At 59.4% G+C, this 23,601-nt stretch carries 17 protein-coding genes; 8 read left to right on the forward strand and 9 right to left on the reverse strand.

Annotation, left to right across the window (positions count from 1 at the left end; all coding sequences use genetic code 11):
- Positions 1–361 precede the first annotated feature (361 nt).
- The 5 genes from AB4N53_RS18150 to AB4N53_RS18170 all read left to right on the forward strand — a co-directional run bounded on the left by AB4N53_RS18150 (position 362) and on the right by AB4N53_RS18170 (position 7,985).
- On the forward strand, positions 362–1,435 hold the full coding sequence (locus AB4N53_RS18150) for a SagB family peptide dehydrogenase (protein WP_460122109.1): 1,074 nt from the start codon (positions 362–364) through the stop codon (positions 1,433–1,435).
- Positions 1,432–2,409: a diiron oxygenase gene (locus AB4N53_RS18155; RefSeq protein WP_460122111.1), complete on the forward strand. Its 978-nt coding sequence runs from the start codon at positions 1,432–1,434 to the stop codon at positions 2,407–2,409. The genes AB4N53_RS18150 and AB4N53_RS18155 overlap by 4 nt, the downstream gene beginning before the upstream one ends.
- Positions 2,402–3,634: an MFS transporter gene (locus AB4N53_RS18160; RefSeq protein ID WP_460122113.1), complete on the forward strand. Its 1,233-nt coding sequence runs from the start codon at positions 2,402–2,404 to the stop codon at positions 3,632–3,634. The genes AB4N53_RS18155 and AB4N53_RS18160 overlap by 8 nt, the downstream gene beginning before the upstream one ends.
- A 256-nt stretch (positions 3,635–3,890) precedes the next feature.
- Positions 3,891–5,732 (forward strand): dihydroxy-acid dehydratase, encoded by a 1,842-nt coding sequence (gene ilvD / locus AB4N53_RS18165; protein ID WP_460122115.1) that lies wholly within the window; start codon positions 3,891–3,893, stop codon positions 5,730–5,732.
- Between the two features lie 498 nt (positions 5,733–6,230).
- Positions 6,231–7,985, forward strand: coding sequence for an anti-phage dCTP deaminase (locus AB4N53_RS18170; RefSeq protein ID WP_460122117.1), 1,755 nt, complete (start codon positions 6,231–6,233; stop codon positions 7,983–7,985).
- Between the two features lie 290 nt (positions 7,986–8,275).
- Here the strand turns inward: AB4N53_RS18170 and AB4N53_RS18175 are convergent, their stop codons facing one another.
- Entirely contained in the window at positions 8,276–9,331 is a 1,056-nt protein-coding gene (locus tag AB4N53_RS18175; protein ID WP_460122119.1) for an HAD family hydrolase, read from the reverse strand.
- Positions 9,332–9,570: 239 nt separating this feature from the next.
- Here AB4N53_RS18175 and AB4N53_RS18180 point away from each other — a divergent pair, with 239 nt between their 5' ends.
- Positions 9,571–10,962, forward strand: coding sequence for an L-cystine transporter (locus AB4N53_RS18180; RefSeq protein ID WP_460122121.1), 1,392 nt, complete (start codon positions 9,571–9,573; stop codon positions 10,960–10,962).
- Positions 10,963–11,051: 89 nt separating this feature from the next.
- Here the strand turns inward: AB4N53_RS18180 and AB4N53_RS18185 are convergent, their stop codons facing one another.
- Positions 11,052–11,564 (reverse strand): dihydrofolate reductase, encoded by a 513-nt coding sequence (locus AB4N53_RS18185; RefSeq protein WP_460122123.1) that lies wholly within the window; start codon positions 11,562–11,564, stop codon positions 11,052–11,054.
- A gap of 85 nt (positions 11,565–11,649) precedes the next feature.
- On the opposite strand from AB4N53_RS18185, the gene AB4N53_RS18190 reads away from it, so the two are divergent.
- Positions 11,650–13,023: a DUF2868 domain-containing protein gene (locus tag AB4N53_RS18190; protein ID WP_460122125.1), complete on the forward strand. Its 1,374-nt coding sequence runs from the start codon at positions 11,650–11,652 to the stop codon at positions 13,021–13,023.
- Positions 13,016–14,392, forward strand: coding sequence for a GTPase/DUF3482 domain-containing protein (locus AB4N53_RS18195; RefSeq protein ID WP_460122127.1), 1,377 nt, complete (start codon positions 13,016–13,018; stop codon positions 14,390–14,392). The genes AB4N53_RS18190 and AB4N53_RS18195 overlap by 8 nt, the downstream gene beginning before the upstream one ends.
- Positions 14,393–14,489: 97 nt before the next feature.
- Here the strand turns inward: AB4N53_RS18195 and AB4N53_RS18200 are convergent, their stop codons facing one another.
- From AB4N53_RS18200 to AB4N53_RS18230, 7 genes are all read right to left on the reverse strand, one after another.
- Positions 14,490–15,044 carry a phosphonate degradation HD-domain oxygenase gene (locus AB4N53_RS18200; RefSeq protein WP_460122129.1) on the reverse strand — a complete coding sequence of 185 codons (555 nt, stop codon included), beginning with the start codon at positions 15,042–15,044 and terminating at the stop codon, positions 14,490–14,492.
- Positions 15,041–16,174 carry a TIGR03364 family FAD-dependent oxidoreductase gene (locus tag AB4N53_RS18205; protein WP_460122131.1) on the reverse strand — a complete coding sequence of 378 codons (1,134 nt, stop codon included), beginning with the start codon at positions 16,172–16,174 and terminating at the stop codon, positions 15,041–15,043. The genes AB4N53_RS18200 and AB4N53_RS18205 overlap by 4 nt, the downstream gene beginning before the upstream one ends.
- Before the next feature lie 118 nt (positions 16,175–16,292).
- A complete protein-coding gene (locus tag AB4N53_RS18210; protein ID WP_460122133.1) occupies positions 16,293–17,318 on the reverse strand; it encodes a putative 2-aminoethylphosphonate ABC transporter substrate-binding protein in 1,026 nt (341 codons plus the stop codon).
- Between the two features lie 37 nt (positions 17,319–17,355).
- The gene (locus tag AB4N53_RS18215) at positions 17,356–19,080 is read right to left on the reverse strand and encodes a putative 2-aminoethylphosphonate ABC transporter permease subunit (protein WP_460122135.1); all 1,725 of its coding nucleotides are present in this window, start codon (positions 19,078–19,080) and stop codon (positions 17,356–17,358) included.
- Positions 19,080–20,156, reverse strand: a complete 1,077-nt coding sequence (locus AB4N53_RS18220; protein WP_460122137.1) for a putative 2-aminoethylphosphonate ABC transporter ATP-binding protein — start codon at positions 20,154–20,156, stop codon at positions 19,080–19,082. The genes AB4N53_RS18215 and AB4N53_RS18220 overlap by 1 nt, the downstream gene beginning before the upstream one ends.
- A gap of 196 nt (positions 20,157–20,352) precedes the next feature.
- Positions 20,353–21,216, reverse strand: a complete 864-nt coding sequence (locus AB4N53_RS18225) for a LysR family transcriptional regulator (RefSeq protein ID WP_460122139.1) — start codon at positions 21,214–21,216, stop codon at positions 20,353–20,355.
- Between the two features lie 13 nt (positions 21,217–21,229).
- Positions 21,230–23,536: a heavy metal translocating P-type ATPase gene (locus AB4N53_RS18230; RefSeq protein ID WP_460122141.1), complete on the reverse strand. Its 2,307-nt coding sequence runs from the start codon at positions 23,534–23,536 to the stop codon at positions 21,230–21,232.
- Positions 23,537–23,601: the final 65 nt, after the last annotated feature.

Here is a 23,601-nt window from a genome sequence, read left to right on the forward strand (position 1 = left end):
TCTTCCTACAGTTACTTTCCAGTTCCCTTGCAGGACGTTTCGCCACAGCTGTTAGTTGCGGGAAATTAACCTACAACGCAGATATCCAGTACTCGATCACTCCGACAGAATTACTGGAATATTCCTACTTAATATCCCCTTGCCAATATTCGATTACAAACTATTATGAAGTTGTCGCCATGAGGCGACTTCAACTACTGATGAACAAGGAGTTCACATCATGAAAACCATTTATCTGGAAACAAATAAACTCGCCAACCTCGCCTTCCTGATTGCAGCCAAAGCCCGCTAAGCAAGTCTGGACGCCGGAGAGTGCCGGCACTCCGGCGTCCTCAAGACTTTCCCTGAGTGATTTAAAACAATGTATATCAATCCTTTTCTTTTTATATTGCCGCGCCCGCCTGGACAAGTTGTCTGGAACTATAAAACGCACACTCAATACGAGCTTGATCTCGACTATTCCATTCGCCTCGCACAACTTATAAACAATCCAGTTTTGTTTGATCCGCAAAACATAATAGACATACAACTCAGGGACGCAGATATTCTAAGCGTTTCTAAAATCGACAGCCCGAATTGGGGCTGGGATGAACTGTCGAAGATTTATCACATCGGCACACAAAACATCCCTTGCGAGCACACTCCGCAGAACATTCATGAATGGTCCAGACACTATCTGGCGCATTGCAGCGAAGTGTTGGCAACACCCGCCCCCATAACCCTCAGAACACCGCAGTCAGCTGAAGCGCTCATCATCCTGCCAGCACCCGATGCCATGAACGATGACAGCCTGACTCAGGCATTGCGGACGCGGAAAACCTGCCGCTCCTACACCGGTGCGGCGGTGACACTGGCCGAGGTTGCAACGCTGCTGTATTTCACGCTCGGCTATCTTCCAGCGCGCGAAAATGCGCACGACGATCTGGTCGCGCCTGGCCTCGATACCCGCCGAAGCAGCCCCTCCGGCGGTGGTCTTAACGCTTGTGAAGGCTTTCTTCTGGTGCAGAACATTGTCGGGCTGGAACCGGGCGTCTACGCCTACCATCCTTGCGAACACGCCCTGAGCCGGGTCAACGCTTTGCCCGAACCAGCCCTGGGTCAGCTGCTCGGCGGCCAGCACTTCATCAACAATCTGCCGCTGGGCGTATTCATCACCGCCAGATTTGATCGACTCTGGTGGAAGTACGAACACTCGCGCGCCTATCGCATGGCGTTCATCGAGGCAGGCCATCTCTCGCAAACCTTCCAGCTCGTCGCGACAACGCTGGGGCTCAATACCTGGCTGACCGGCGCGTTTGCCGACGCCCAGGTCGAAACCCTGCTCGGGCTCGAAGGCAGCGCTGAGCAACCGTTGTTCTTTGTCGGTTGCGGCGAAAGCGATGGCCACGCCATGTGTCAGGAAATGCGTGACCTGCTTCGCGGGGTACCGTCATGATTTCCACAGCGCTGGATGAGGGCGAGGCACCGGTGTCGTGGTCGCTCAAATTCACCCTTCCCGACTGGCAAAGCCGCGCATCGGTGCGCAGCAGTACCCATGACTATCGTTTACCGGGCGATGTCGAGCAGCAGCTGCAGAACCGCTATTGGTTTCCCCCGGCCTTTCTGCCTTATCTGGCGCATCCGGCCATCCAGGCCAAGGGTCGCGATACCTTGCACCGCCTCACTGCCAATCATCTGGTGTATTTCCTCGATTACACCACCCTGCTCGAGCACCGCATCGTCAACCGCGCAGTGGAGGTCATCGTCCACCGCGAACTGCCCATCTATATACCGCTGCCGATGAAACACGCTGCATTGCAGCTGTACACCGACGAGGGCTACCACGCGCTGTTCTCCAACCAGATAGCCGAGCAGATCGCCGCGTTCTACAGCATTACCCGGCGACCGGTCATTCCGAAGCGGATCACACGCATGAATGCTCTGATCGCGCGCACGCCGGAGAAGAACCGCGCACTGGCCTGGTTTCTACTTGGATTTGTCTCGGAAACCATCATCGCCCGGGAGTTGCTCGAGGTTTGCCGCAACACCATGGTTTCAAGTGTGAACGACATGCTGCGTGACCATCTCGCCGACGAAGCCCGGCACAGCCGTTACTTCGCAGAGGCCTTCCACTACTTATGGATTGCGATGAACAGTCGCCAGCGCCTGTTCGCCGCCAGGACTCTTGTGGAGATCATCCCCATCTTCTTCGAGGTCGACGAGAGCTGGCTGCAACAAAGCCTGCGCTCGGCCGGCATTGCCGAGAGTGACATGAAAGAGATTGTCGGTGCGATGGCAACTGTGCAGTCCAGCCGTGCTCGCGCTCGTGCCGGCTGCAAACCCACGCTGGAGGCCCTGCACAAGGCTGGTTTTTTTGCGCTGCCCCATAACCAGACACTTTTCGCCAGAGCAGGATTGATCGATGAATAAACGCAGCCGTACAGTCAGCCGCCGACAACAGCGCGGAGCAGTCAGCCTGTTACTGGCAATGATCCTGCTCGGCGTGTTCCCGCTGGATGTTGTGCTGCCCTCGTTCCCGGCGCTGGCGGCACACTTTGGTCGATCGCCGAGCGACATCGCCCTGTCGATCAGTCTGTTCGCCGTCGGTATTGCCTTCGCGCAGCTACTGATCGGCCCGCTCTCGGACGTGATTGGACGCAAGGGTTTGCTGCTGGCCGGCACGAGCGCGTCGCTGCTCGGCGCCCTTGGCTGCGTGCTGAGCAATGACTACACGCTGTTCCTCGTTTTCCGGGTGATGCAGGCGATGGGGTGCGGTAGTTTCATGCTGTCTCAGGCACTGGTACAGGATCTGTTTGAAGGCCAGGAGCGTGACCGGCTGCGGATTCTGATGGTCACCGCAACGGGCATCTTCATTTCGCTATCGCCGCTGGCGGGTACGTTTCTGCAAGCCACCCTCGGCTGGCGCGGCAGCTTCTGGGTATTCATCGCCCTTGCAGCCGTGGTTCTGATCAAAACCTGGCGACTGCTCGACAACAGCCGGCCTGTTCAGAACGGTCCACACCTGGGTTTCATTCAGTCCTACAGACGGGTCCTGAGCAATTTCCCGTTTGTCGGCTACTGGCTGATTTCCGCGTTCGCTTTCGCCTGCCACTTTTCCTTCATCGTCACTTCGCCGTTGATCTTCATGGAGCAATTGCAAATGGCGCCTTACGATTTCGCTTTGATTCTGCTGATCTATGGCGCCGCTTATGTCTTCGGCGGCCTGCTCGCCAGCGCGCTGACCCGGCTTATCAATACGCAACAGCAGATTTTCACCGGCCTGAGTATGATTCTGATCTCGGGTCTGGTGATGCTCTATCTGGCCACCAACCATGAGCTGTCAACCGCGGCGGTGCTGGTTCCGATGCTGATCTGCACCGTCGGCACCACCATTGCGCGGCCCCCGGCCACCTCCCGTGCCATGAGCGTGTTTGCCGAAAATGCCGGCGCATCGGCATCCGCCGGCAGCATCATCATCTTTATCTGTGGCGGGCTGGTCAGCGCCCTGATCAGCCTCGGCCCGGCCAATCTGCAAGCGACGCTTGGCTGCGGTTTTGTGGTACTGAGTGGCATATCGTTGTTGCTCAACAGCGTGATCGGCCGGCGCAGCAGCAAGCTGCACGGCAATCCGGTAATGCCGGGAGGCGACCATTGACCCTGCCAGTCGTCATTGCGCTGGCTCCTTCGGCACGGGAACAACGCTTTGCGCCATTCCCTCACGACGCCAGCGGTGTAGAATCGCCTCATTCATCGCCATTCATCCCCGGCGGGTTTATGAGCTCAGGCTGAGACCAGCGGCGATCCCGCAACGTCATCGGCAGCTTCCGGACACACGGCCATTTTTCGGGTGTTTCAGAGGTCAACAGAAGCTCACTCCCCTTTAGTACGTGATTAGCCGCCCGGAGTGCTCCATGCCAGATTATCGCTCGAAAACATCCACCCACGGCCGCAACATGGCCGGCGCCCGCGCACTGTGGCGCGCCACCGGCATGAAAGATGACGACTTCAAGAAGCCGATCATTGCCATCGCCAACTCGTTCACCCAGTTCGTCCCGGGGCATGTACACCTGAAGGACCTGGGTCAACTGGTCGCCCGCGAGATCGAACGCGCCGGTGGCGTGGCCAAGGAATTCAACACCATCGCCGTCGATGACGGCATCGCCATGGGCCACGACGGCATGCTGTATTCGCTGCCGAGCCGCGAAATCATCGCCGACTCCGTCGAGTACATGGTCAACGCCCACTGCGCCGACGCCATCGTCTGCATTTCCAACTGCGACAAGATCACCCCGGGCATGCTGATGGCTGCACTGCGCCTGAACATCCCGGTGATCTTCGTTTCCGGTGGCCCGATGGAAGCGGGCAAGACCAAACTCGCTTCCCACGGTCTCGATCTGGTGGACGCCATGGTGATCGCCGCCGACTCCAGCGCTTCTGACGAGAAAGTCGCCGAGTACGAGCGTAGCGCCTGCCCGACCTGCGGTTCGTGCTCCGGCATGTTCACCGCCAACTCGATGAACTGCCTGACCGAAGCACTGGGTCTGGCCTTGCCGGGCAACGGTTCGACCCTGGCCACCCACAGCGACCGCGAACAGCTGTTCCTCCAGGCCGGTCGCACCATCGTCGAGCTGTGCAAACGTTACTACGGCGAGAACGATGACTCCGTGCTGCCGCGCAACATTGCCAACTTCAAGGCGTTCGAAAACGCGATGATGCTCGACATCGCCATGGGCGGTTCGACCAACACCATCCTGCACTTGCTCGCAGCCGCCCAGGAAGCCGAGATCGATTTCGACCTGCGCGACATCGATCGTCTCTCGCGCAGCGTGCCGCAGCTGTGCAAAGTTGCGCCGAACATCCAGAAGTACCACATGGAAGACGTGCACCGCGCCGGCGGCATTTTCAGCATCCTCGGTTCGCTGGCCCGTGGCGGCCTGCTGCACACCGACCTGCCAACCGTGCACAGCCGGAGCATGGAAGAAGCCATCGCCAAGTGGGACATTACCCAGACCAGCGACGAAGCCGTGCATCACTTCTTCAAGGCAGGTCCTGCGGGCATTCCGACCCAGACCGCGTTCAGCCAGTCGACCCGTTGGGAAACCCTCGACGACGACCGTGAAAACGGCTGCATCCGCAGTTTCGAGCACGCCTATTCGAAAGAAGGCGGCCTCGCCGTGCTGTACGGCAACATCGCGCAGGACGGTTGCGTGGTGAAAACCGCTGGCGTCGACGAGTCGATCCACGTCTTCGAAGGCAACGCGAAGATTTTCGAAAGCCAGGACAGCGCCGTGCGCGGCATCCTCGCCGACGAAGTGAAGGAAGGCGACATCGTCATCATTCGCTACGAAGGTCCGAAAGGCGGCCCGGGCATGCAGGAAATGCTCTATCCGACTTCCTACCTGAAATCCAAAGGTCTGGGCAAAGCCTGTGCGCTGCTCACCGACGGCCGTTTCTCCGGCGGTACTTCCGGTCTGTCGATCGGTCACGCTTCGCCAGAGGCTGCGGCCGGCGGCGCGATCGGTCTGGTGCAGGATGGCGACAAGGTGCTGATCGACATTCCGAATCGCTCGATCAACCTGTTGGTCAGCGACGAAGAACTGGCGGCACGCCGCGCCGAGCAGGACAAGAAAGGCTGGAAACCGGTCGAGGTGCGCCCACGCAAAGTGACCACCGCGCTCAAGGCCTACGCCTTGCTGGCGACCAGTGCCGACAAGGGCGCGGTGCGCAACAAATCGATGCTCGACGGGCTGTAATCCTTAAGCGTCAAAAAGAAAATGCCCCGCCAAGTGCGGGGCATTTTTTGTTAATCGGTTTATCGCCGTCTGGCACGGAATAGATACCTACCCGATGCATGGAAAGCATTCCCATACGGACTCATCTAAGTAATCTTGGGCTCTCGAAGCCATTTAGAATTTTATGATGACACCGGGCGCGCGACCCATCAGGTAAGGTCGGTTTCGTAAGCCTTCATGGCAAGTTTTAATTCGAAATACCAAACCCATCAGCGCGCGCATCGAGACCTCACAATACAAAGGTAAATTTCCTACGTGCTCACACTTTGTTTCCGAGCACAAAATCCAACACATATCACAAGAAACACCCCTGCAGGCGCCATAAAGATATTCTATAAAAAAGCTTCACCGTGTATCTAGCCAACAAGTCCTCGAAGCGCTATGTTGATCGCAATTGGCATTCGGAGCCACGGCGACGATCCTTGCCACTTTATATAATTCTCGCATTAAGGATTGAGCATGCGCTTTGACGGAACAATCGACGAGTTGAAGAAAAAATTAGAACCAATCTCGTCAGCAGGAGAATGGAGAGAAATAAATGAAAACCAGCATCAATTTAAAACTAAAAGCAAAGGAAGCTTAAATTGGTATCCCTCTACAGGGCGAATTCATTTCCAAGGAAAGGCTCACTCAGCACACAAGCTAAAACTATCAGTAGAACCACTATTAAACACTGAAGACCAAAGCAATAACAACAAAACAGATCGCTCAGAAGAAAACAAAGAGATCCTACAAGAACTATCAACCGCGGACACATCAGAGAACGCCTACTTCATAGATGACACCTACTCCGATTCAGAACTAATCATTGGGCTTGTCGGTACAATTGGCACAGACTTACCTGAAGTTTCAAAGCTAATAACTGACAGACTAAAAACCTTCAAATACGAAACGCGCATCATAAAAATCTCAACTGACATAATTGCAAACATTGGAAACCCCTCAAAAAGCAGTCATGAATTTGAGAGAATCAGTTCATATATGGAGGAAGGAAATAGACTTAGAAAAGAAAGCCAAGATAATTCAATTCTAGCTTTAGGCGCTGCGGCCAAAATAAATAAATCGAGAGGAAAACAGGAGCCGCTTCGGCGGAATGCTTTCATTGTAAACTCGTTAAAAAGCCCTGCCGAAGTACAAAAGTTAAGAAAGATATATTCAGATGGCTTTTTCTTGATCGGTGTCCATGCTGACCATACGCGCAGACATGAATATTTGACTAAAGATAAATCCATGTCTAAAGAGCAAGCATCAAAGCTTATTGAACGAGATGCAGACGAAAGGGAAGAGTACGGACAACACACTCGCGACACTTATCACCTTTCGGACTTCTTCATCGATTACAATGGCAATTCCGACTCCTTAAAAAAACAGATTTGGAGAATTTTAGATCTTCTCTTTGGGAAACCGTACATCACGCCGACATTCGACGAATATGCAATGTTCATGGCATTTTCCGCATCATTAAGGTCTGCAGATCTTTCTCGCCAAGTTGGCGCTGTGCTGACAAAAAGCCGTTGCATTATTTCAACAGGCGCCAATGATGTCCCTAAAGCACATGGAGGGTTGTATTGGCCAGATATCGACGAAAAAACGCAAGAAATTGTTGATGTCGCCGACGGTCGAGACTACATGAAAGGAGAGGACTCGAACGCAATACAGAAAAGATTAATTATAGAAGGAATAATAGAAGCCGTCCCCGAACAATATCGAGAAGAACTAAGCCCACTCATAAAAAATAGCAAAATAAAAGATATTACGGAGTACGGCCGAGTTGTTCACGCTGAAATGGAAGCTCTTCTGTCTAGTGCTAGATCTGGAATAAGCACAGCTGGAAGTCATTTATATTGCACCACATTTCCATGCCACAACTGCGCCAAGCATATCGTGGCAGCTGGAATACAACGAGTCATTTATGTAGAACCTTATCCGAAGAGCAAAGCGTTAGAATTTCACTCAGATTCAATATCTTTAGACAAAGAAAGTAACAATGTCATTTTTGAGCCTTTTATAGGGGTTGGACCAAGGAGCTTTTTTAATCTATTCTCAACAAATCTCGGTAGCGGCTATCCAGTGATTCGGAAAACCGACCAAGGTGAAATCATTGACTGGAAAGAATCAGATGCTAAATTGCGGACCCAGATGTTGCCTTGTTCATACATGGAACGTGAAACCATAGCTGCAGCTCTGCTATCAAGGTACATAGAGGAAAACTAATATGACCAGCAATAAGCAAGATTTCATCAATTACCTCAATGAGTCCCGCCGTGTGGTAGAGCAGTGGCCCACTTGGAAACAGGAGTCACTTAAAGCAGCTCAAGCAAATTCACGCTCACCAAACCCTCCCCCCCGAGATCGTGAAAAAAGCTGATGTTGTATCCACTCCCGCATGCCGATGAATGCGGGCTCGTTTCCGAGGTTTGTCGTCAGTCAATATCGTTACTGATGACTACTGCTTCGCAAGCAAGCCCGTTTGGCAGGTGTCCCTGTAGAGCCTGAAATAGGTCTTACTGAATATCTTCAGGCTTGACGATCACCCAGTTCTTGTCCGCCGTCACCGGCAAGCCTTCCTTGGCTTGCGCCGCCGCGTGCTTGGCCATCATGCCGTTGATTTGCGTCATGTACTTGTCCTTGCGGTTGATCCACAAGTGAATGCCGCCCTTGGCCACGTCGACATCGTGGAACAGCATGTAACCGTCGCTGGTTGGAGTGTCGCCACCGACCAGTACCGGTTTTTTCCATTCATCGATATAGGTCAGGATCGCCGCGTGCTTGCCGGCCATCCAGGTTGCCGGGGTCCAGAGATAAGGCGTCAGTTCGAGGCCGAGGTTGGCCTTCTCGTCATATTTGCCAGCAGTGATCTGTTTGCGCGCAGTGGTCAACTCGCCGGTCTTCTGATCCTTGAGCAGCAATGAAACGCCAATGACGTTCTGCGGTTTGACGTTGTAACCGTACCTGGGATCCGCCGCGACCATGCGCACCAGCTCCTCGGAGGCTGCGGTCATCACGTAAACCTCGATCCCGTTCTCCATCAGCTTGTTATATAGCTCCTGCTGGCCAGTGAAGATCTTCGGCGGATTGACGTCGAGCTTTTTCACCACATCGCCTTCGTAATACGTCGCCGGCACCGGTTTGCCCGAAGCCATCAACTCATCAACGTAGCCCTTGAGCTCCTTGAGGGTGAACCCGGAAAACACCTGCGCCACCCACGGGTAGCAGACCATGTCGTCGACTTCGCAGAGGCGGTAGTAATAACTGAACAGGCTTTCCTTGTGATCGGCGGTGTCCTTGAACGGCATCAGCTTCAGCGACGGATCGAGCTTGTCACGGGTGATCAGGCCCTTGTTTTCCATGAACGGCAGCAAGGATTCTTCGAGGTCGTAGCGGTAACTGGTGTTGTCCATGTCGAACACCGCGTAATTACCCTTGTTCGCGTTGGCGGCGATCATCGCGTCCAGCGCCTTGGCCTGATCCGCCGGCCAATGCTTGAGGTCCGTGGCCAATGCATGGCCGGCGAGGCCAGCCGCCAGTGCCACAGCCAACAACGTGCGTGCAATTCTCATAGCGCTACTCCCCGATGCAAAGAGTTCGACGCTAACAAATAAGTGTGACAACCCTCGCCTGTCAGCGACCGCCTGCGTCCCCTGCGCGCCAGTTGCATTGCCGACAGCGACACGCGCTTATTCCAAAAACGACGGATACCCAGCCATTTTGGTATTAAATCATTGCAAATCAAGCTGTTAGGCTTGCCGGTTCGCAGCAGCCCCGGACGGCTGTTGGCACAGTCTTTACTGGAGTCCCCATGAATCTACCGCTGATTCTCAACTTGCTGGTGTTCCTCGCCCTGCTCTTCGCTCTGGCGCAAACCCGCCACACCTCGTGGAGCCTGGCGAAAAAAGTTCTGCTCGCACTGGCCCTCGGCGTGGCGTTCGGCGTCGCGCTGCACACGATCTACGGTGCCGGCAACCCGGTGCTGAAAGCCTCGATCGGCTGGTTTGATCTGGTCGGCAACGGTTACGTGCAGCTGCTGCAAATGATCGTGATCCCGCTGGTCTTCGCTTCGATCCTCAGCGCCGTGGCCCGCCTGCACAACGCCTCGTCGCTGGGCAAGATCAGTTTCCTGACCATCGGCACGCTGCTGTTCACCACCGCCATCGCGGCGCTGATCGGCATCGGCCTGACCAACCTGTTCGGCCTCAGCGCTGAAGGTCTGGTCGCCGGCACTCAGGAAATGGCGCGCCTGCAAACCATTCAGAACGACTACGCCGGCAAAGTCGCCGACCTCAATGTGCCGCAACTGCTGCTGTCGTTCATCCCGCAGAACCCGTTCGCCGACCTGGCCCGGGCCAAGCCGACGTCGATCATCAGCGTAGTGATTTTCGCCGCGTTCCTTGGGGTTGCTGCGTTGCAGTTGCTCAAGGATGACGTGGAAAAAGGCCAGAAAGTGATCAACGCCATCGACACCCTGCAAGCCTGGGTGATGCGTCTGGTGCGTCTGGTGATGAAGCTGACCCCGTACGGCGTGTTGGCACTGATGACCAAAGTGGTCGCCGGTTCCAACCTGCAGGACATCATCAAGCTCGGCAGTTTCGTCGTGGTGTCGTATATCGGCCTGGGCCTGATGTTCGTCGTACACGGCGTGCTGGTGTCGGCCGCCGGGATCAACCCGCTGCGTTTCTTCCGCAAGATCTGGCCAGTGCTGACGTTTGCTTTCACCAGCCGCTCCAGCGCAGCGACCATTCCGCTGAGTATCGAAGCGCAGACCCGTCGCCTGGGTATTCCGTCGTCGGTCGCCAGTTTCGCAGCCTCGTTCGGTGCGACCATTGGCCAGAACGGTTGCGCCGGTCTCTATCCGGCAATGTTGGCGGTAATGGTGGCGCCAACGGTCGGCATCAACCCGCTCGATCCGCTGTGGATCGCGACGCTGGTGGCGATTGTCACGTTGAGCTCGGCCGGTGTCGCCGGGGTCGGTGGCGGCGCGACGTTCGCCGCCCTGATCGTGCTGCCGGCGATGGGCTTGCCGGTGTCGCTGGTGGCGTTGCTGATTTCGGTCGAGCCGTTGATCGATATGGGCCGCACTGCGTTGAACGTGAGTGGCTCGATTACCGCAGGGGCGATTACCAGTCAGGTCATGCAGCAGACTGATAAAGCATTGCTGGATGCGGATGAGCATGCCGAGTTGGCTCAGGCGTGATGTAAAGCAAGATCAAAAGATCGCAGGCTGCGCCAGCTCCTAGAGGGGAAATGCGACACCCTGTAGGAGCTGCCGAAGGCTGCGATCTTTTAGGCTTTTTCCCAGACTTCGAAGCTGTACGCGGGTTTGTCACCCTCTGCCGGATTCGGCACATCCGACACCAGCTTCCAGTCGTTCAAATCAAACTCCGGAAACCACGCGTCCCCTTTGGGGCTCAGCGCCACGCGGGTCAGGTACAGCCGGTCGGCCTGCGCCAGTCCCTGCGCATACAACTGCGCGCCACCAATCAGCATCAGTTCGTCAACGCCCTGGGCTTTCGCCCATTCCTCGGCGCGCGCCACGGCGGCTTGCAGCGACGGATACACCTCGGCACCTTCGAGCTGCAGATCGGGCTGGCGGCTGACCACGATGTTCAAGCGCCCCGGCAGCGGCCGGCCGAGCGAATCCCAGGTCTTGCGACCCATGATGATCGGCTTGCCGAGCGTGGTCGCCTTGAAGTATTTGAAGTCCCCCGGCAGGTGCCAGGGCATGCTGTTGTCGACGCCGATCACGCGGTTTTCACCGAGGGCTGCGATCAGGCTGAGGGGCAGTGATTTAGTCATGCCGGCGAGGATACCAGAGCCGCGCTTACCCCGATAAGCGCCACAGCGGTTATGCTCAGCGCTCGATTTAGCGACGGGACGCCGCGTGACTGAACTGACTCCACTGCAAAACCTCTGGCTCACCGAAACCATCCGCCTGCGCGAAGAACACGCGGGGCCGCTGGATGATCTGGAAGCCAATCGTCTGGCCCGCGCCGCTGGCGGCGATTTGCCGAGCCGCATTGCGCGCCGGGCGCTATGGCTGGCCGAGCGCGACGGGCTGACCGCCGCGCTCAAGCATTGGCTGCAAGGCGCGCGCCTGGCGCTGGTGCTGTTGATGATTTTCGCCGTGCTCAGCGGCGCCGGTCTGGCTTTCGCCGCACTTGGGCAGACGCCGGTGAATGTGTTCTGGGCGCTGGGCAGTCTGCTCGGGATCAATTTGATTTTGCTGCTGAGCTGGGCGCTGGGTTTGTTTTTCGCTGGCGAACACGGCGCCACCCTCGGGCGCTTGTGGCTGTGGCTCAGCGAAAAATTCGCCCGCGACGCCAAAGCCGCGCAACTGGCGCCGGCCCTGCTGTTGCTGCTGCAACGCAAAAAACTCAACCGCTGGGCACTCGGCGCGTTGGTCAATGGCTTGTGGCTGCTGGCAATGCTCAGCGCGCTGATTCTGCTGCTGACGCTGATGGCCACCCGGCGCTACGGCTTTGTCTGGGAAACCACGATCCTCGGTGCCGACACCTTTATCCATGTCACCCAGGCCCTTGGCTATCTGCCGGCGCTGCTCGGCTTCAACGTGCCGACCGAGGAAATGATCCGCGCCAGCGGCGACGGCGCACTGGATATTGAAAGCGCACGACAGGCCTGGGCGACCTGGCTGGTCGGCGTGCTGCTGGTCTACGGCGTGCTGCCGCGCCTGCTGCTCGCGCTGTTGTGCCTGTGGCGCTGGAACAGTGGCAAAGCCGCGCTGCGCCTGGATCTGAATCTGCCCGGTTACGCGCAACTGCGCGAACGGTTGATGCCAACCAGCGAGCGCCTCGGCGTCAACGACCCGGAGCCGGCGCAACTGCATCGCGTTGAAAGCAACGTCGGCGAGCTCGCCAGTGAAGGCGCGCTGCTGGTGGCGATCGAGTTGGACGAACAGCGCCCATGGCCACCCGCGCTACCGAAAAACGTCAGCAACGCCGGCATCCTCGACAGTCGCGAATCGCGGCACAAACTGCTCGAACAACTCAGTCGCTTCCCGCCGGCGCGGCTGGCCATCGCCTGCGATCCGCGACGTTCGCCGGATCGCGGCAGCCTTGCACTGATCGCCGAGCTGGCACGCAATGCCGGCGCCACTCGCATCTGGCTGCTGCAAGCGCCGCCTGGCGAAGCGCTGGACGGGCAACGTCTGGGTGACTGGCACGCGGCGCTGCAACAGCTGGAACTGCCATTCGCCGATTGCGCGCCGATGAACTGGCTGGAGAGCGGACATGACTGATGCACGCAAGGCCCCGCTGAAACTCGCGGTGGTCGGCCACACCAACGTCGGCAAGACCTCGCTGCTGCGCACGCTGACCCGCGATGTCGGCTTCGGTGAAGTCTCGCATCGGCCGAGCACCACCCGGCATGTCGAAGGCGCGCGGTTGTCGGTGGACGGCGAGCCGTTGCTCGATCTGTACGACACGCCGGGGCTGGAAGATGCGATCGCCCTGCTGGATTTTCTCGAACGTCTGGAACGCCCCGGCGAACGCCTCGACGGCCCGGCACGACTTGCGCGGTTTCTCGACGGCAGCGAGGCGCGCCAGCGTTTCGAGCAGGAAGCCAAGGTGCTGCGGCAATTGCTCGCTTCCGACGCTGGTCTGTATGTGATCGACGCCCGTGAACCGGTGCTGGCCAAGTACCGCGACGAACTGGAAGTGCTCGCCAGTTGCGGCAAACCGCTGCTGCCAGTGCTGAATTTCGTCAGCAGCGCCAACCATCGCGAACCCGATTGGCGCGAGGCGCTGGCGCGGTTGGGGTTGCATGCGTTGGTACGTTTCGACAGCGTCGCGCCGCCCGAGGATGGCGAGCGGCGCTTGTACGAGAGCCTCGCCCTGCTATTGGAAAACGCCCGGCCGCAACTGGAGCGCTTGATCGCCGACCAGCAGGCGCAGCGCCTCGCCCGCCAGCAAAGCGCGGCGCGCCTGATTGCCGAATTGCTGATCGACTGCGCTGCGTGCCGGCGCAGTGTGGTCAGCGAAGCCGAGCAGGAACAACAGGCGATCAGCGAGCTGCGCAAAGCCGTGCGCCAGCGTGAGCAGAAGTGCGTTGAGGCGTTGCTCAAGCTCTACGCGTTTCGCCCGCAGGATGCGGCGGCCAGTGATTTACCGTTGCTCGACGGGCGCTGGGGCGATGACCTGTTCAACCCGGAAACCTTGAAACAACTCGGCGTGCGCGTCGGCGGAGGCATTGCCGCCGGTGCAGCGGCCGGGGCTGGGGTGGATTTGCTGGTCGGCGGGATTACCCTCGGCGCAGCGGCACTGGCCGGCGCGATCGCCGGGGGCGCACTGCAAACGGCGCGCAGTTATGGCAGTCGCCTGCTCGGCAAGATCAAAGGCCAGCGGGAATTGACGGTGGATGACGCCGTGCTGCGCCTGTTGGCGTTGCGCCAGCGCCAGTTGTTACTAGCGCTGGATCAGCGCGGGCATGCGGCGATGGACAGCATTCAGGTGGCCACGCCTGTGGATAAAATCTGGCGCGAGGGCAAGTTGCCAGAAGCGCTGAACAAGGCGCGGGCGCATCCGCAGTGGTCGTCGCTCAATCCGCAGGCGAAGTTGAATCAGGCGGAAAGGCAGGAGCAGGTTGAAGCGTTGGCTGAAGATTTGTAGCGCCTGACCCATTCGCGAGCAGGCTCGCGCCCACCTTGGAATGCGGATCCCTGTGGGAGCGAGCCTGCTCGCGAATGCAGCACCTCGGTGCGCAGTCCTAAACAGCCAGCAGTCGCGCCGCTTTCGCTTTCAATCCAGCCAAATCCACCACCGGCACCGCCCTTTCCTTCGCCAGCTCATCCCAGCGCCGCATGCGCAAACTCAGCGCACACAACGGATCGGCCTCGAACGCATCCGCCTCAGCCGCGCTCATTACCCCGCCCTGATATTCAAGCGTCCTGCGACTCGCCTCACTCAACCGCGCGTAATACCCCGGCTCGCGCAACGTCAGATAGCGCTTGGCCTGCACGTGATATTCCACCAGCCGCGCCAGCCGCTCGCTGAAACCTGCCTCACGCAGATAATCCGCACCGAGCCGTTCATGGCTGACTACGCCATAACCGCCCATGTTTTCCGCGCCCTCGGCACATAAATGGCCGATGTCATGGAAAAACGCCGCCAGCACCACTTCATCGTCACAGCCTTCAGCCATGGCCAGTGCTGCGGCCTGGGACATGTGCTCGAGCTGCGACACCGGTTCGCCGATGTAATCGCTGGCGCCGAAGCGTTCGTACAGACCGAACACCCGGGCGATCACCTGTTCTTGATTCATGCCTGCTCCAGTAGCTGCGCGACGTTGCGTTCGGCGAGCGCCGGGCCGACGCTCATGCCGACGCCGGTGTGCATCAGCGCCACGCTCAGGCCCGGTGCCGGGCGCAGGAATGAAAACGGCCCCGGCCCCCGAGAACCATAGACGCCCTGCCAGCGTTCGACCACTTGCACCCGGCAGCCCAGCGTCTGCTCGGCGAGTTCGAGCATCCAGTTGTCGACCTGCTCGGCGTTGAACGGTGAAGCATCGCTGCCGTAATGATGCGAATCGCCGATGATCAGTTCGCCATACGGCGTCGGGCTGATCAGCAGGTGAATGCCGTTGGCGTGCAGGTGCGGTTGTTCACGGAGGATCTGCGCCTGCACCGCTGCGGCCTCCGGCAAATCGGCGAAAGCGCCGTAGTGCACGCAGCTCAGGCCGGTGAGCACGGCGTGTTGCAGATTGAGATCGACCTGCGGTTTGGCCCGCAGCATTTGCAGACGACAGATCTGCGGATTGAGCGCAGCAATCGGCTCGGCCAGTAAGGTCTGATAGTCGTGGCCGGAGCAGACGATGATCTGCTTGGCGCAGAACTCACCGGCAGTGCTGCGCAGTCGCCCCGGCTCGACGTCGCGCACCAGCGTGGAAAAGTGAAACTCGACACCCAGGTCGCGGCGCAAATAATCGATCAGCGCCGGAATCGCTTCGCGCGAGTACAACTGCTGATCATCGATACCGTGCAACGCGGCGCGGTGATGGCTGAACTGGCCGCCATAGAGATCACGCAACGCCGCGCCGCGCAGCAGCTCGACGTTGTAGCCATGCTCGACCGCGCGGTCGGCGCAGAAGGCTTCGAGCAGGTGTTCTTCGGCCTCGCTGCGGGCGAACAGGTACGAACCGTTGCGCTTGATCTGCACACCGGCAAGTTGCGCCCAGTCGCCCCAGATCTCGCGGCTGGCCTTGGCCAGGTCGAGCATGGTACCGGGTGGCTGACCGGTGACCAGCGCCTGGCCGAAGTTGCGCACCGAAGCGCCAAGGGGCGTGGCGGTGCGTTCGAATACCGCGACTTTCAGGCCGCGTTTGGCGGCGGCATAGGCGTGGGACAGACCGAGGATGCCGGCGCCGATGATGAGCAGGTCTTTGGGTTGTGTCATGTACAGGTGCTCTGAATGAGAAACCGCTTTCGCGAGCAGGCTCGCTCCCACAGGGGACAGCATTGCAACTGTGGGAGCGAGCCTGCTCGCGAAGGGGCCTTGTCAGTCGATAAAGATCTTACTTGGCGACAACTTTTTCGGACTTGCCGTCATACCGCTTGCGCCATTCAGTCAGGATCTCGTCGCGATTCTTCGAGGCCCAGGCAAAGTCGTTCTTGATCAGACGCTGCTCATAGTCGGCTGGCAATTCGGTCTGCGGCTTGGCGATCCCCGGCTGCGCGAGCACGGCGAAGTTCTCTTTGTACAGATCCATCGCCTCGGCGCTGGCGGAGAAGTCAGCGAGTTTCTTCGCCGCTTCTTCATGCGGTGTGCCTTTGATCACCGCTGTCGCTTCAATCTCCCAGCCCAGACCTTCCTTCGGCAGGATGATGTCCAGCGGCGCGCCCTGGCGTTTCAGCTGTACGGCCGGGTATTCAAAGGAAATCCCGATCGGAAACTCCCCCGCCGCCGCCAGCTTGCAAGGCTTGGAACCGGAGTGGACGTACTGACCGATGTTCTGGTGCAGGCCGTCCATATACGCCCAGCCCTGCTTCTCGCCGAAGGTTTGCAGCCAGGCGCTGACGTCGAGGAAACCGGTGCCGGACGACGCCGGGTTGGGCATGACGATCTTGCCCTTGTACTCAGGCTTGGTCAGGTCCTGCCAACTGATCGGTTTGCTCAGACCCTGCTTCTCAGCCTCAACGGTGTTGAAGCAAATGGTCGCAGCCCACACGTCCATGCCGACCCAGGCTGGCGGGTTGGCGGCGTCGCGGTAATTCGCGCCGATCTTGCCGAGATCCTTCGGTGCATAACTTTGCAGCATGCCTTGCTGGTCGAGAATCGCCAGGCTCGACGCGGCCAGGCCCCACACCGCGTCAGCCTGCGGCCGCGCTTTTTCGGCGAGCAGTTTGGCGGTGATGATCCCGGTGGAATCGCGCACCCATTTGATCTCGACGTCCGGGTTGGCCTTTTCAAAGGCGTCCTTGTAGGACTTCAGTTGCTCGGCTTCGAGGGCGGTGTACACCGTCAACTCGGTTTTTGCCGCGAAGGCATTCAGGCTGAAAGTCGCGAGCACAGCAGCGGCCAGGGCCATAGGCTTGAACATGAGCGTTTTCCTGTAGATGAGTTGAACGGGTTTGCAATCAGTGACCTGGCGCGGTTTGCCGCCAGGCCTGGGAACGGCGCAACAGGCCGCGCGAAGCCCACGCCAGCAGCAGCGACACGCCGGCCGAAGTGAACAGAATCAGGGTCGACATTGCCGCCGCACCGCCGACGTTGCCGGCGTCGTCCATGTTCAGCACCGCCACCGCCGCGAGGATGGTGTCGGGGCTGTAAAGGAAGATCGCAGCGGAAACCGTGGTCATCGCCGAGACGAACAGGTAGCGCACGATGTCCAGCAGCGCCGGCAGGCAGATCGGCACAGTCACGCGCAGGTAATGCCGGTACAGCGGCGCCTTCAGCGACAGCGCGGCGGCTTCGAACTCGGCGTCGAGCTGGCGCAGCGCGGTGGTCGCGGTCATTTGTGCGGTGGTCAGATAGTGCGCAATGGTGCAGACGATCAGCAGCGTCATCGTCCCGTAGAGCACGTGCAGCGGATTGCCGCTGAGATTGAAGAAGAAGACGTAACCCAGGCCCAGCACCAGCCCCGGCACCGCCATCGGCACGAAGCTGAGCATGCGCAACGCCAGGTTGAGGCCGCGCTGGCTGCGGGTTTTCTCCATCAGATAAGCGCCGGTGAAGATCAGCACACTGCCGATCAGTGCCGTGCCCAGCGCCATCTTCAGACTGTTGCTGTAGGCGAGCCAGCCACCGCCGGCAGTCTCGTTGAACTGATAGTGGTTGAGCGACAGCGACAGGTTGTACGGCCAGAATTTCACCAGCGAGGAAAACACCGCCATGCCGAACACCAGAATCAACGCGGCGCTGATCAGCAAGACAATCGCCAGATAACAGCCATCGCGCACTTTCGACGGCGCCGGTTTGAACACCTGCGCCCGACCGCTCATGGAATCACCGTGACGCCGACGCAGCCAGGCATCGACGCCAAAGCTGAACAGCGCCGGCAGCAACAGCACCATGCCGATCAACGCGCCGCGACCAAATTGCTGCTGACCGACCACGGCTTTGTAGGCCTCCAGCGCCAGCACTTGATAGTCGCCACCGACCACCACCGGCACGCCGAAATCGGTGATGGTCAGGGTGAACACCAGACAGAACGCGGCGAACACCGCCTGGCGGGTCGCCGGCCAGGTGATGCTGCGAAACGCCTTCGCCGGGCTGGCGCCCATGCTCGATGCGGCATCGAACAGACGTGCATCGGCCAGCGACAATGCCGAGAGCAAAATCATCAGCGCATGGGGAAAGGTGTAGATCACCTCACCCAGCACAATGCCCCAGAACCCGTAGATGTTGTCCGAGAGCAACCAGCGCAGCATGCCTTGGTTGCCGAACAGATAGACCAGCGCAATCCCCGGCAGCATCGACGGCGCCATCAGCGGCAGCAGGGAGATCCCGCGCCAGATGCCTTTGCCCGGAATCAGCGTGCGTTGCAGCGCGTAGGCAAACAGGTAGGCCAGCGGTACGACAATGACCGCAACGCTGAGGGACACTTTCAGGCTGTTGCCGAGCAGCCAGTGGAAATTGGCACTGGTCACCAACTCTTTCGCCGCGAGCCAGCCACCGCCCTGCCCGGCGTCATTGCTGAAGCCACGCCAGAAGATCGCCAACAACGGCAGCAGCACCGCGAGGCCGAGCAATACCAGCAGGAGGATTTTGCCGCCGACCACGAACAGGCGATCGCCGATCTCGGCTTTCGAAGACTGTCGCACCTGCTTGTGCGGTAGCGGCAGCGCGAGGTTGCGGTTCATCAGGCGAACACCTGCAAACTGCGCGGCGGCAAGGCGACCATGATCTGCTGGGCGCCGAGGCGCGGCATGGCTTCTGGCGCGAGCTCGGCGAGCAGCGCATGGCCCGGCAGTTGATCGAGTTCGAAGCTCATCCGGCAGCGGTTGCCGAGGAAAGTGATTTCGCGAACCTTGGCCGGGAACAGGTTCTCTTCGTGCACCAGCGGGTTGACGTTGATCGCCTCCGGGCGGCAGAACAGTCGACCCGAAGCGCCGTGCACGCTGCCCTCGGCCAGACGCAGATTCATCCCGCCGACCTGGGCGTGACTGTCGCTGCTGCGCTGGAACGGCAGCCAGTTGCCCTGGCCGACAAACTCGGCCACGAACGGCGTGGCCGGGCGGTTGTAGATTTCCTGTGGGGTGGCGTATTGCTCGACGCGGCCGTTGTTCATCACGGCGATGCGATCGGCCATCAACATCGCTTCGTCCTGATTGTGCGTGACCATCAGCGTGGTGATGCCGAGGTTGCGTTGCAGCTGACGCAGCTCAGTGCACAGATGCTCGCGCACCCGCGCGTCGAGGGCCGACATCGGTTCATCGAGCAACAGCAGCGACGGTGCCGGCGCCAATGCGCGAGCGAGTGCTACTCGCTGTTGCTGACCGCCGGACAATTGACCTGGGTACTTTTTCTCACTGCCGCTGAGGCCGACCAGCTCCAGCATCTGACCGACACGTCGGCGCACTTCATCACGACCGCTGCCGGCGAGGCCGTAGGCAATGTTCGCCTCGACCGTCAGGTTGGGGAACAGCGCGTAGGACTGGAACAGAATCCCGTAATCCCGCGCTTGCGGGGCGAGGTGCGAGACATCGCGATCGCCCAGGTACAGCTCGCCACTGTCCTGCTGCTCCAGCCCGGCAATGCATCGCAACAACGTGGTCTTGCCACAGCCCGACGGGCCGAGCAGACACACCAGTTCGCCGGCGGCGACATCAAGGGAGACGTTATCCAGCGCAGTGAACGCACCGAAACGCTTGTGCACGCCGCGCACTTTCATCGGCGCGCCGGGGTTGGTCAGGGCAGTTGCGATGGCAGGATTCATGGACAGGCCTCATCAAACGGATGAGGCCAATCCTAGAGTTGTAATGCGTCCGTCATGTGGCAGCGAGGCAAAAACCGCTGATAGTGGTATTCGGGGATTTTGGTTCAGGATCAAAAGATCGCAGCCTTCGGCAGCTCCTACATTAGTAATTGCGTTCCCACTGTAGGAGCTGCCGAAGGCTGCGATCTTTTGATCTTCAGGCCGGGGACATTTCCTGTGCCAAGCCGAGGAACGCCGCCGGCAGACGAGCGCCCTTGCGCTCTTTGAGGCAATACAGATACTCCGGAATCTGCGGCGCATTCTCGATGGTCAGCACGCGCAACTGTGGATCATGCGGCACTTCCTGCCGGGCAATGATGCTGATGCCAATGTTGCGCAGCACCGCCTCACGGATCGACTCGCGGCTGCCGATCTCCAGCAACGGCCCGAAACTTACCCCGGCGCCGGCCAGCAACTCTTCGGTCAAGCGCCGCGTGGTCGAACCCGACTCGCGCATCAACAACGTATGCCCGGCCAGCGCACTCAGCGACACATGTTCCTGCGCGGCCAACGGATGGTTGCGATGCACCGCCAGCACCAGCGGATCGGTGCCGAGCACCCGACGAATCAACCGCGCATCATCAAGTAGCTGTGACGACGCCGCGACATCCACGCGGTAATCCTCCAGCGCTTCCAGCACCTGTTGCGAGTTGCCGATTTCCACCGAGACTTCCACCTGCGGCAAACGCTCGCGGAAGGTCTTCACCAGATCGAGAATGTAATACGGCGCCGTCGCGGCAATGCGCAACGTGCCCTGCACCAGGCCGCTGTTGCGCAGGAAAAACTCGATGTCCGCCTCTTGCTGCAACAGGGTCTTGACCATCGGCAGCAGCCGCGCGCCTTCGTCACTGACGCTTAAACGGCGCCCGCCGCGGTAGAACAATTCCACCGAATACTGGCTTTCCAGATTGCGAATCTGGGTGGTCACGGTCGGTTGGCTGAGGCCGAGTTTTTTCGCCGCCAGCGTGATGCTGCCCAGGCGGGCGACCATGTAAAACGCTTTCAGCTCGGCACTCAGCACACTCTTTCCTCATCTATTTGCGCAGCAGGCGCAAACCGTTGAACACCACCAGCAGGCTCACACCCATATCGGCAAACACCGCCATCCACATGGTGGCGAGCCCGGCAAAGGTTACCGCAAGAAAGATCGCCTTGATCACCAGCGCCAGGGCGATGTTCTGTTTCAGGATACTCGCGGTATTGCGCGACAGGCTGATGAAGGCAGGGATCTTGCGCAGATCGTCGTCCATCAGGGCGACATCGGCGGTTTCGATCGCGGTGTCGGTGCCGGCGGCGGCCATGGCGAAGCCGATCTCGGCACGGGCCAATGCCGGCGCGTCGTTGATGCCATCGCCGACCATGCCGACCCGGTGGCCCTGCTTGTACAGGTCTTCAATGGCTTGCAGCTTGTCGGTCGGCAGCAAGTCGCCGCGCGCCTCGTCGATGCCGACCTGAGCGGCAATCGCTTGCGCGGTGTGGACGTTGTCGCCGGTCAGCATCAGGGTTTTCACCCCGAGCTCATGCAACTGACGAATCGCTTCGCGGCTGCTTTCCTTGACCGTGTCGGCCACGGCGAACAGCGCCAGCGGGCCTGAGTTGTCGAGCAGCAGCACTACGGATTTGCCTTGTTTTTCCAGCGCGAACAGCTTCTCTTCCAGTTGCGGCGAGCAAAGGCCCAATTCTTCAACCAGACGATGGTTGCCCAAGTGATAAGTCTGACCGTTGATGTCGCCTTTAACACCGCGCCCGCCCAGTGCCTCGAAGTTGTCCACAGGCAGTGCGCTTAAGTTTTTATCCACAGCGGCATTGGCAATCGCCAGCGACACCGGGTGATCGGAGCGTCCGGCCAGCGCGGCGGCAATGGCCGGTGCCGTGGCGTCTGCGGCCCGGTCGAGCGAGAGGTAATCGGTCTGCACCGGTTTGCCGTGGGTGATCGTGCCGGTCTTGTCCAGCGCCAGATAATCAAGCTTGAAGCCGCCCTCCAGATACACGCCGCCCTTGACCAGAATGCCCTTGCGCGCCGCCGCCGCGAGGCCGCTGACGATGGTCACCGGAGTGGAAATCACCAGTGCGCACGGGCAGGCAACCACCAGCAACACCAGAGCACGGTAGATCCAGTCGAACCACGCCGCGCCCATGAACAACGGCGGGATGATCGCCACGGCCAAGGCGAAGACGAACACCGCCGGGGTATAGATTTTCGAGAATTGATCAACGAAACGCTGGGTCGGCGCCCGTGCGCCCTGGGCCTGTTCGACGGCGTGAATGATCCGCGCCAGCGTCGAGTTGTTGGCCGCTGCGGTCACCGTATATTCCAGCGACCCGGCCTGATTGATCGTGCCTGCGAAGACTTTGTCTCCGATGGTTTTCTCCACCGGCAAGCTTTCCCCGGTGATCGGTGCCTGATCGATGGTCGAGCTGCCACTGATCACCGCGCCGTCCAGCGCGATGCGCTCGCCGGGTTTCACCCGCACGCGGGCGCCGAGTTCGACGCTTTTTACCTCTTGGTCGCGCCAGTTGCCGTCGGCCTGCAATACCGTGGCTTGCTCGGGGGTCATCTGCATCAAGCCGCTGATCGCGTTGCGTGCACGATCCAGCGAGCGTGCTTCGATCAGCTCGGCGACGGTGAAGAGGAACATCACCATCGCCGCTTCTGGCCACTGGCCGATGAGGATTGCGCCAGTCACGGCGATGCTCATCAGCGCATTGATGTTGAGATTGCGGTTCTTCAGGGCAATCCAGCCCTTTTTATAAGTGCCAAGGCCGCCGCTGAGGATCGACACCAGCGCAACAATCGCCACCACCCAGTCGGGTGCAGCACTGGTGAAGTGGATGACTTCGGCGCCCAGCGCGGTCAGGCCGGACAGCGCCAATGGCCACCAGTGTTTTTTTACTGGCGCCGGAGCCGGCGCATCGACGCCCGCCTCCAGCGGCTCGGCGTGCATGCCGAGGGATTTGATCGCCTCGGTGATCGGCTCGGTGCCCGGCAGATTGTGGGTCACGCCAAGCACGCGGTTGATCAGGTTGAATTCCAGCTGCTGCACACCAGCGAGTTTGCCCAGCTTGTTCTGGATCAGCGTTTGCTCGGTCGGGCAGTCCATTGCCTCGATGCGGAAGCTGCTCAGGCGCGCATCGTCGCTGGTCTTTTCGCTCAATTGCACCAAGGCAGGCGCTGCGGCTTTCGACGAGCAGCAGGAATCTTCGTGCGAATGAACCGGGGCCGGCGCAGCTTTTGAAGCGCAGCAGGAATCGCCGCCGTGCGAATGGTTATGCACGGGCTGCAATTTATGACTGTGATCGTGGCCGTCGCCGGGCTTGTGGGTGTGCAGGGAATCGCTCATTGGTCGCGTCCATGAAGGTGCCTGTTGCCAAGTAAAGACCCTGTAGCCACTATAGGGTCAAGCAA

Source organism: Pseudomonas sp. H3_E04 (assembly GCF_054668915.1).